Source organism: Mycobacterium sp. 4D054 (assembly GCF_052245755.1).
Lineage (GTDB): Bacteria > Actinomycetota > Actinomycetes > Mycobacteriales > Mycobacteriaceae > Mycobacterium.
In genome coordinates, this window is record NZ_JBQQCF010000086.1 from 1 (window position 1) to 9289 (window position 9289).

At 61.2% G+C, this 9289-nt stretch carries 6 protein-coding genes; all 6 read left to right on the plus strand.

From position 1 onward, the window contains the following. The first annotated feature begins 137 nt into the window (after nucleotides 1-137). The 6 genes from ACTWP6_RS29105 to ACTWP6_RS29130 all read left to right on the plus strand — a co-directional run bounded on the left by ACTWP6_RS29105 (nucleotide 138) and on the right by ACTWP6_RS29130 (nucleotide 9162). Nucleotides 138-1310 carry a tyrosine-type recombinase/integrase gene (locus ACTWP6_RS29105; RefSeq protein WP_006246408.1) on the plus strand — a complete coding sequence of 391 codons (1173 nt, stop codon included), beginning with the start codon at nucleotides 138-140 and terminating at the stop codon, nucleotides 1308-1310. Next, entirely contained in the window at nucleotides 1307-3634 is a 2328-nt protein-coding gene (locus ACTWP6_RS29110; protein ID WP_131722038.1) for a tyrosine-type recombinase/integrase, read from the plus strand. The genes ACTWP6_RS29105 and ACTWP6_RS29110 overlap by 4 nt, the downstream gene beginning before the upstream one ends. Further along, nucleotides 3631-4197, plus strand: a complete 567-nt coding sequence (locus ACTWP6_RS29115; RefSeq protein WP_048424522.1) for a DUF6262 family protein — start codon at nucleotides 3631-3633, stop codon at nucleotides 4195-4197. Before ACTWP6_RS29110 ends, ACTWP6_RS29115 begins: the two co-directional genes overlap by 4 nt. Before the next feature lie 62 nt (nucleotides 4198-4259). Beyond that, the gene (locus ACTWP6_RS29120) at nucleotides 4260-4952 is read left to right on the plus strand and encodes a hypothetical protein (protein ID WP_048424523.1); all 693 of its coding nucleotides are present in this window, start codon (nucleotides 4260-4262) and stop codon (nucleotides 4950-4952) included. Continuing rightward, complete coding sequence (locus ACTWP6_RS29125) at nucleotides 4949-6559, plus strand: Eco57I restriction-modification methylase domain-containing protein (RefSeq protein ID WP_048424524.1); 1611 nt, start codon at nucleotides 4949-4951, stop codon at nucleotides 6557-6559. The genes ACTWP6_RS29120 and ACTWP6_RS29125 overlap by 4 nt, the downstream gene beginning before the upstream one ends. After that, a complete protein-coding gene (locus tag ACTWP6_RS29130) occupies nucleotides 6556-9162 on the plus strand; it encodes a GIY-YIG nuclease family protein (protein WP_048424525.1) in 2607 nt (868 codons plus the stop codon). Before ACTWP6_RS29125 ends, ACTWP6_RS29130 begins: the two co-directional genes overlap by 4 nt. Nucleotides 9163-9289 lie beyond the last annotated feature (127 nt).

The following is a 9289-nucleotide window of genomic DNA, read 5'->3' on the forward strand; positions in this document are numbered from 1 at the left end:
GTCGACTTTTCCTCTCGCGCTAACGCTGTGCGACACGTACGCCAACACGGGGAAATGAGGCTGTGTCACACACCTCGAAGGTACTGTTCACGACACCCGATGAGGGTGACTGAATCTGGACGTGTCAAGGGGGGTGGATGCACTCGGGAACGCTGGAGTACTTCGTCCAGGCCGCGAACCACAAGGACCATTCGCAGAGCTTCTCGATATTCGACGCCGGCACCGCCAAGATCCATGCTCGCAGCGACCGCTGGCTGAGGACCTTTTCCGAAGGGACCCAGCGCACGTACGCCTACCACCTGGTTGATCACCTGCGGTGGCTCAAGGCCGTCAACGCGTCTGAGGAAACAGTGAGCCTCGAGGACCTCCGTCGATATATGGCATTGTGCGGTGCCGAGCAGGCCGGCCCATTGGGATCTCCGTGGCTGGACGGGCCACTCAGCGCGTCGGCGCTGCAAATCCGCGCGGCGGTCCTGAAGGGCTACTACCTCGATGTCACGTCGCGTGAGCCGATCAATGGGGGGTTGAAAAGCCAACTCACTGAGAGCCGGTTGCCAACCCGTTCCTTGAAGGACAAGCAGTTCCTCGCCCACGTCTCTGGACAGGACGTGCAAGCCAATCCGCTTGCGCCGGCGGCACCTTCGCGACGTCACCCTCGGCTCATGCCCGACGGTGTGACGACTGCACTGATGGACTGCGTCAACACGGCCCGCGATCGGATGATCGTGACATGGTTGAACGACTCCGGCATACGAGTTGGCGAACTGTGCGGATTACACCATTCAGATCTGCACTTGCGGGCCAACCATGAGTGCGGTGAAGAGCGGCTCGCTCATTTCCACATCGTCAAGCGTTCAAACCCCAATCGGGCACGGGCCAAACGTGTTCAGCCAGCCCGGCTAGAAGATGGCGTTATCCGCGGCGGCAGCGTCCGCTACGCCAGCCCGGCCATGGTCGAAACCTACTTGGAGTATCTGACCGAAGAATACTTTCAGCTTCGTGGATTAGCGACGAGCAATCTCGTACTGGTGCAGTTGCAGAACGACATTGGCATGCCGCTTTCAACCCACGGGGTGAGGCAGATGTTGGCGAGGGCCGGAAAACGGGCAGGGGCGGGAAAGGTACGCCCGCACTCTTTCCGTCACACGTGGGCGACTTCGTTAACCGAGGCGAGCGGCATGCCCGCGCTGACCGCGAAGGCCGGCGGTTGGGCGAGCGCAAAGACCGTTGAGGAAACCTATCTCCACCTCGCGGCCAGTGATCTCGTCAGCGACTCCTTGGAACGTGTGTGGGGCAGGAACGGCGCATGAGTGCAATCAGCAACCTCGCATACGACGACACGGCACTTATGGCGCCTGCTGCCGAGCGTCTACCGCTCGTCTCTAGTATCGATGCATTCATGAAGCTGTCCCCACTACAGCGATTCGAAGAGCTCACTGCGGCAACGAATTTCCCTAAGTACCTTCGCGCCGAACCAATCAGGTTTGACGGCCGCGATCAGAACTACGGATATCTATGCGACATCCCGGACTGCCAACTCACAGCAGCAAGCAAGGTGTACTGCGACAGACACCGGAGCGAGCAGATCACAGCGGAACAGAACGAGATACCAGAACCGCAATGGCGCCAACAAGCCAGCCCTCTCAATGCCCCTGGACACCTAGACACTTCGGGTAGTGGCATTGTTTCTCTTGCAGGCCTGCCGCTTCTGGCCGCCGCTGAAATCCGGTACGCACTCTTCGCCAACGCGTCGTCACCACGACCAACAAAATGGCCCCCGAGAGTACTCCGGGCGCTGATTGAAGGCCTTGAAGAAAAATGCGTCGCGTCGATCATGGAAATCGACACCACGAAGCGTCCACCTGGACACGGCAAGAAGAAGCACCAGAAACGTTGGCCGAAGTACGGCCAAGTCTGCGATGTGATGATCGCCGTGATGCAGAGTCACTGCGCACCAGTGCATGTCACCCGTGCGGAGAGCCGCGAGCTGGGTTACATCGATCCAATTCATTGGGGCTTCCGCCTCAAGGACCGCCGGTCACCGTTCGACCTCAGGGTCATTACCCAGGATTGGCTGCGCACACTCACCTGGGATCTGATTGCCTCGATTTTCGACTCCCCGGATCGCCCCCGAACCCAATCGACGTTGGAACAGCTTAGGCGCTGCTCGGTGACTCTCGGCGCCTACTTGGAATGGGCGGTCCCACAGGGTGGCGCGGACGCCACGGAGCTCACTGAAGACATCGGTAGGGCTTTTGTCGCTGATCAAACTCGCCGTGCACAGAACAGCGAGCCGCAACTCGGCCTCTACCTAGTAGATGGTCAGCCGAGTATCGCCACAGAACTCAGCAAGTCATTGACCTTCAACGGACTGAGGCGGCTCATGCGCTTCGCCCTGGACAGCGGTGTGGCAGACTCCATCGGATTGCGTCGGGAGTTCATGCTCGCCTTTCCGGAAGGAAAGCTGCGGCACTCAAAACGGCCCAGGCCGCTGAGCGATGACGTGTTCGAACACCTCATCTCGCCTACCAACATGAAACTGCTTGCCGCTCGAGACCCCAATGACCTGGGTATCGAGGACATCTGGTTTATTCAGATCCGGGTGGGGCGGCGGATCGGTGAAGTCGTCAATCTCCGCTACGACTGCGTGAGTGAGCACCTAGGTCGCAAATACGCGTGGTTCGACATGACGAAGGTAAACCAGCTCGACTACGGCGTTCTGATACCCGATGACGTGTTCTTGGTCATCCGTGAACGCCAGAAGAAGACTGCCGAGAGGTATCGCCTCAAGCACGGTTCCGCCCCCGCCGCGAAGACAGCGCAGAAAATCGCACTATTCCCGACCGCCTCACAGAACCCAAACTTCCTGAACGCGATAGCAATTGCGACCTTCCAGAACCGCTTTAAGAAATGGCTAAGCGATATCGAGCTGCCTGGGCATGTAAGTCATCAAGCCCGGCACACCCTTGCAACACGGCTCGTCGATGCCGGCGCCCCCATGGTCGTGGTCAAGCAGATACTCGGCCATGTATCCGAACGGATGTCAGAGCACTACACGCTCATCTCGTCGTCGAAGATCGAGCCCTACTTGCAGCAAGTGTGGGTGAAGGGCCCGGGCAGCAGCGCACCAGGCGAACTTGTCCGGACGCCGGACCCGATGACCGAAGCCACCATCCACCGCAAGCTGATCGACATCGCCGCACTGCCGACCGAAGGCGGACTCTGCACATTCAAGCCCGTGGTCGGCGGCGCTGACTGCCCAAAGGGACTGCGTTGCAACGATTGCGAGGACTTCGTCCTGACCGGATCAGACTATGCCTACTGGAAGCGCCAGGAGGAACGGTGGGCGACCTACGCAGAGAACGCACCCGATGACTCCTCACGCGCCTACGTATACCAACTATTCCAAAACTCGTCGATGGCGATCGCCGGCCTTGAGAAGGCGCTGTCGACCCTGGGGCTCCTAGAGCAGGCGAAGAACGTCGATTTGCGTAACCCGTACCAGGACTTCTTCGACCCAATCTGGAACCGCGGCTGGCGGGCATCGGACCTCATCGACCTCACCGTACGGGCCACAACCGCTGACCCGTCCGAAATCCCGCAGATCGAATCAGAAGGCGAGGGGGCTGCATGACGCAAAGATCCGGTCCACCACAAGCGGCGATAGCTGTTCGCAAGAAGGATTCTCGGACGAAGGTGGCCAGTGTCGAGCAGGCGTTGAAGCGGCTGCTCAAACAGAAGGTGACTGAGATCGACAAGTCTCATCTCGCCGCCCTGGCGGGCTGTTCGCGAACTTTCCTCTATCAGAACCAGCACGCCCGGAAACTCATCGCGCAGGCAGAGACCCGCATGAAAGCGTCGCCCCTGAATGACGCCCCCGCATCCGATCCCATCGAGGAAGCGAACTGGCGCGAGCGAGCGCTCTTCGCCGAGCAGCAATTGCGCACATTCCGGGAAAAGAACAGTTCGTTGTCACGAACGGTTGCCGACCTGCTCGGTCAGCTCCGCGACCCTGATGGGACGTGGGTCGAAGATGACAGGGAACAACTGCGACAGCAGAACGAGACGTTGCGTGCCGCCCTGGCCGCAGAGCGGCTTGCTCGTTCTGAAGCTGAGCGACGACTCGAAGCGTCTCGGTCCAACGTCCGAAATCTGCGCCAGAGAGAAGCCGGCAAGCTCCTCAATGGAATCAACTAGAACTATCGGACCTGTTTGACCTGCTTGTTTGTAACCTGGACCAGTACGGAGGTGAGGCAGCGGTGACGGAGACCAGCGAGGGTGTTGCCCCTACGCTTTTTCAAGCCAGCCCGGAGCAGATCAAGAACCGCAACCGCGTGCGGGATCTCGCCGAGGTCTACACCCACCACCGTGAGGTCACCGCGATGCTTGACCTCGTACCGGACATGTTCCCCAGCGAGGAAGCTCCCGACAACCTCGACAAAACCTTCCTCGAGCCGGCCGCAGGCCACGGCAACTTCCTGGTCGAGATCTTGCGCCGCAAACTGGCAGCGGTGGCTCCTGCCCGGTATCGCGGCGAGGAGTACGAGCACCGGATCCTTCGCTGTCTGGCCTCGATCTATGGCATCGATATCGACCCCGAAAACGTGACCGACTCCCGCCGGCATATGCGCTCCGTCATCGCCACTCACATTGGCGACCCGGCATCCCGAACCGCCGGATTCTGGTCGGCCGTCGACGCAATCCTCACCACCAACATCGTGCGCGCCGACACCCTCGCCGATGCCCAGGTGATCGAACTGGTCTCCTACCAGCCGGGCGCGGCCGGCACCTTCTTGCGGAAGTGGTCAACCCTGGAGGAGCCGGCGCTGGACTCGCAGCTCGATCTGTTCGATGTGCTGCCAGATGAGCCGCAACGTGACGAGATTCCGGTGCACTACGCGCAACTGGCTGCCAACCCGAAGCCGTTGGCGGCTAAGGGGAAGAGGCGATGACAGAGGTCCTGCACCGGCGATTCGGCAACCATGTGCCAGACATTCTCGACTGCCTGGCGCAACTGTCCAACGACGAGGTTCCCACCCCACCCAGGGTGGCGCGTGCGATGCTCGACATCCTTCCGGCCCACGTGTGGAGCGAGCCCAATTACCGCTGGCTCGACCCGTGCTGTAAGTCCGGGGTGTTCCTCCGCGAGATCGCCTCCCGCCTTCTCGCCGGGCTCGAGGAGTGGGAACCCGACTTCGACAAGCGTCGCAAGCACATCTACCGCGACATGCTTTTCGGTACGTCGATCACCCAGATGACCGGGATGATTTCGCGGCGCAGCGTGTACTGCGCTCGCGACGCCTCTAGCGAGCTGTCGGTGGTTCGTTTCGACGACCCGGACGGGAATTTGCCTTTCGTCGCGGCTCCGCACAGGTTCATCCGAGGCCGCTGCACCGTGTGCGGTGCGCCGGAAAGCCTTGAGCGCGAAGGTCGCGAGAACCATGCGTATTCGTTCATCCACGACGCGTACCCGACGAAAGAAATGAAGGACATGAAGTTCGACATCATCGTCACCAACCCCCCATACCAACTTTCCACCGAAGGCTACGGCGCAACCGCCTCGACGATTTACCACCGATTCGTTGAGATGGCCATCTCGATGAACCCCCGCTACCTGCTGATGATCACACCGTCGCGCTGGTTCGCCGGCGGCAAGGGGCTCGATGAGTTCCGCGACAAGATGATTGCCGATCGTCACCTCGCCAAGTTGGTCGACAACCCCAAGTTGTTTGACTGCTTTCCCGGCGTCGAGATCAAAGGCGGTGTTTCCTACTTTCTCTGGGACCGCGAGCACGACGGCGACTGCGAATTCTCCACGCGGATAGATGGCGTGATCCTCTCCACGCTGGTGCGTGATCTTCGTGCAGGTGATGGTGTTCTCGTCCGGGACAACCGCGCCATGTCCATCGTCGACAAGGTTCGGGCGAAGACGAGCAAAACCGTCGCCGAGGTGTGCTCGGTCCGAAAGCCTTTCGGGTTGAATATGTTCTCGAACTATGCGGGAAGCGTTCCCGAGCCTTTCCCCGGCGGTATCCCACTGATCTACAGCAACCGGGTCGGATACAGCAGGCCCGATCAGATTGAGCGTAACCACCAATGGATCGACCGCTGGAAAGTATTGATCCCCAAAGCGGGCGACGGCCACGGCCGTGATGTCTCCTACGTTCTGGGCGAGCCGATTGCAGTCGCTCCCGGGTCGGCGTGCACCCAGACATACTTGATCGCCGGGATGTTCGACACCGCCGACGAGACGGCGAACTTCGCCTACTACCTGGCGGGCAAGTTCGCGCGTTTCCTCGTGCTGCAGCGGAAGGTTACCCAGGACGTCACGCCGGACAGATTCAAGTTCGTCCCGATGCTTGATATGAAGCAGCGGTGGACCGACGAGGATCTGTACAACAAGTTCGGGCTCACCGACGACGAGCGCGACTACATCGACCGAACCATCCACCCGCGGGAGCCGATTCTCTCCCTGGACTCCCCGATCCCCGCTTCCCACCGCCCTGGCGGCGTGAAGTATCGAATAGCTGACGAAGGCACCTCCGAGGACGAGGAGTGACCGCCGCCGAGGAGACGACGCTGCCGCCGGAAGAGGTCGAGACCGTCGGCTCGGGCAGTGTCGCCCGCCGGATCTACGCCTACACGCTGCCCGGTAAGGATGCCCAGCGGTGGGAACGCACGGTCGGCGGCACCCACTCCAGCGGAACGGGTCTGATCAAAGTCGGCGATACAACGAAAGCCGAAGTGCTACAGCGCATCAAGCAGCAGCTTGGCACCGCTTTCCCGCACCTTGAAGGGGTGACGCTGCTGCTGGACATAGAGGCCCGGCGCAACGATGGCAGCGCCTTCCGTGACCACGACGTCCACCGGGCCCTGGTCGCTAAAGGGATCCGCAAGGATGCCGAATGGTTCGAGGCAACCCCCGAAGAGGTCCAGGCCGCCATCGTCGCAGTGCGCAACGGCAAGCCCTATGACGGCACCCGCACCGCGGACTTCGGAATGCGGCCCGAGCAGGAGGAGGCCGTTGCCCAGACCGCCGGTTACTTCCGCTCACACGCCGAAGACGCCCACGCCCCGCGGTTCCTGTGGAATGCCAAGATGCGCTTCGGTAAGACCTTCACCACCTACCAACTCGCCCGTGAAATGGGTTGGAAGCGCATCCTGGTGCTCACTTACAAACCTGTGGTCCAGACCGCGTGGAAAGAGGACCTGCTCACCCACGTCGATTTCGAGGGCTGGCGATTCGTGGACCGGGAGTCCTCGCCGGAGGACCGCGACGGCGCGGCCGACGCCCCCGAGACGGTGGTCTGGTTCGCCTCGTTCCAGGACATGCGCGGCAGAACCGCGGACGGGAACATCAAGCAGCACAACGAGGTAATCCACCTCATCGACTGGGATGTCATCGTCCTTGACGAATATCACTTTGGAGCCTGGCGCGATTCGGCTCGCGAGCTGTACGACCCGACCGACGCCGAGATCGCCGAGGCCGAGGAGCCCGACGACTCGGTCACTGAGGACGATCTGGGTCTGTCTAGCCACCACTACCTGTACCTGTCGGGAACCCCGTTTCGCGCGATCACCAACGGTGAGTTCACCGAGGATCAGATCTTCAACTGGACCTACGTCGACGAGCAGCGCGAGAAGGAATGCTGGGACATTGCTGCCGAATCCAATCCCTACATCGACCTGCCGGGGATGCAGATCTTCAGCTACGACATCGGCGGGGACGCCGAAAGGTGGGCTGCCGACGGGGAATTCGACGGCTTCTCCCTCAACGAATACTTCAGGGCCAAGAAGGTCGTACCGAGATCCACCTCCACCGCTCCTGGGGCCTATTTGTTCGAGGATCCCAACCGGGTGTTCGAGTTCCTCGAGATGCTGCGCGGGACGCTGCCCGAGCAGATGAAGCTGCAGATCGTCGGCGGGCAGAAGCCGCCGTTCCCCTACCAGGCGCCGGTGTTTGCACGCGCCATCACGCATTCGGTCTGGTATCTCAACGACGTGGCCGCGTGCTTCGCCATGCGCGACGCCCTGCAGAAGCACCCGTATTTCTCTACTTTCGAGGTCGTGGTGGCCGCCGGCAGCGGGGTCGGAATGGGGAAGGAGGCCAAGCCCCCTGTGACCGACGCCATCAACCGTGCTGCCAAGACCGGCACTGGGTCGATCACCCTGACTTGCGGCAAGCTGATGACCGGGGTGACGGTGCGCGAATGGGGCGCGATCCTCATGCTGCGCTCGCTTAGGTCCCCGGAAACCTATTTCCAGGCCGCGTTCCGGGTGCAGTCGCCGTGGTCAAAGCGCCTCCCGGACGGCACCGTGGAGGTGCTCAAGGACCCGGTGTACGTCTTCGAGTTCGATCCGAACCGGGCCCTGACCCTGGTCGGCGAGTACGGCATGCGGTTGGGCGCCCTCGGGGATACGACACCGCAGGAAGCTATCGGCCAGCTGCTGAACTATCTGCCAATCTTCGCCTTCGCTGGCGGCATGATGACCGAACTCGACGCCGCCGACGTGCTGAACTGGGCCACCACCGGCATCGGCGCGACCGCGCTCGCGCAGCGGTGGAACTCGCCCCTGCTGGTCAACATCAACGAGCAGACCCTCACCAAGCTGCTCGACCACCCCGATCTGCTGGAGGCCCTCGGCCGGATCGAGGATTTCCGCAACCTGGCGCAGACCGCGGAGCAGGTCGTCACCTCCTCGAAGCTGCTTAAGAAGGCCAAACGGGAAAGCGACGACGGCAAGCTCAACCGTGAACAGAAACGGGAGCAGTCCGAGACCGCCAAGCGCCGCAAGGAGATCCGCGAGAAGCTTCAGAAGCTGCTCGCCAAGATCCCGGTGTTCATGTACGTCACCCAGGTCCGGGAGCAGGCACTCAAGGACATCATCCTCGGCGTGGACGGCCTGTTGTTCGAGCGGGTCACCGGCCTGAGCGTCGAGGACTTCAAGCTGCTCAACCAGATCGGGGTGTTCAATCCGATTCACATGAACGCCGCCATCTACCAGTTCAAAGCCTTCGAGGACTCCAGCCTCGAATACGCCGACAATCCCAACGTTGCGCGCGAAGAGCGCCCGATAGGGCTCTGGGACACCGTCATGCAGCCGCACGAGACGATCGAGGACGTCCTGGAGCGCGTCGCCGAAGAAGATGCTGCTGGATAACGCGATGCCCGACTAGCGAACTCGCCGCGATCAGATCAACGACGCTTCGCTCGTCGATAGTTGGCGTAACCAACTGCCCAGCAATAATTTTGGCGAATACTGAGAATGTCGTTACGTGACCGGCTAA

Coding starts and splice junctions, on each gene's coding strand:
- ACTWP6_RS29105 (WP_006246408.1), top strand. CDS start 138: ATGCACTCGGGAACGCTGGAGTACTTCGTCCAGGCCGCGAACCACAAG.
- ACTWP6_RS29110 (WP_131722038.1), top strand. CDS start 1,307: ATGAGTGCAATCAGCAACCTCGCATACGACGACACGGCACTTATGGCG.
- ACTWP6_RS29115 (WP_048424522.1), top strand. CDS start 3,631: ATGACGCAAAGATCCGGTCCACCACAAGCGGCGATAGCTGTTCGCAAG.
- ACTWP6_RS29125 (WP_048424524.1), top strand. CDS start 4,949: ATGACAGAGGTCCTGCACCGGCGATTCGGCAACCATGTGCCAGACATT.